The 529-nt window shown below is 65.6% G+C and carries 1 protein-coding gene; it reads right to left on the bottom strand.

Annotated elements, in window-relative coordinates:
- Positions 1-97: 97 nt before the first annotated feature.
- Complete coding sequence (locus ASE88_RS11030; protein ID WP_056478104.1) at positions 98-478, bottom strand: YdbL family protein; 381 nt, start codon at positions 476-478, stop codon at positions 98-100.
- Positions 479-529: the final 51 nt, after the last annotated feature.

Genomic DNA, 529 nt, shown 5'->3' with positions numbered 1-529 from the left:
GGGGGGGAAGGAAAGGCAACCTACGTTTCGCCTTCCTCCCCCTCCGTCTGGCAAGCGCCAGCCACCTCCCCCTGGCGGGGGAGGATTACGGTATCATTCACACGCAGCGCGAATCGCGGTCGGGGGCGCCAGCGGTGCGCGTCTTCCAGACGCCGTTCGGGGTCTTGTACTTTTCACCGGGATTGGTCTGCAGGATCAGGTTGCAGCCGCTGGTGAACGCCAACTGCTCGACCGTCGCGCCGCTTGCCTGCGCCTTTTGCGTGTACGCCGACTTGCGCTGGATATTGATGTTGTTGACCAGCGCGCGCAGCTCGCCGCTCGCCGCGCCGACGAGGCCGAGATAGCCGTCGGGCTGCTCGCCGACCTCGCCTCCCGCGCGCGCCGCGGCATAGGCTGGGTCGCGCTGCGCCGAGGCTACCACCGAAAGGCCGCCGAGAGCCACCGCTGCGGCAACCATCATCATGACCTTGGTCTTCATCTTAGAATATCCCCGGGTTCTGCTGGATCAACGATTTCGCCTCGCCATCGA

This window comes from Sphingomonas sp. Leaf38 (assembly GCF_001421825.1).
GTDB lineage: Bacteria > Pseudomonadota > Alphaproteobacteria > Sphingomonadales > Sphingomonadaceae > Sphingomonas.
Note: the sequence above shows the minus strand (reverse complement) of the source record. Positions and strands in the feature narration are given on the sequence as shown.

Bases quoted from the DNA above. Each gene is read 5' to 3' on its own strand.
- ASE88_RS11030 (WP_056478104.1), bottom strand. From the start codon at position 478: ATGAAGACCAAGGTCATGATGATGGTTGCCGCAGCGGTGGCTCTCGGC.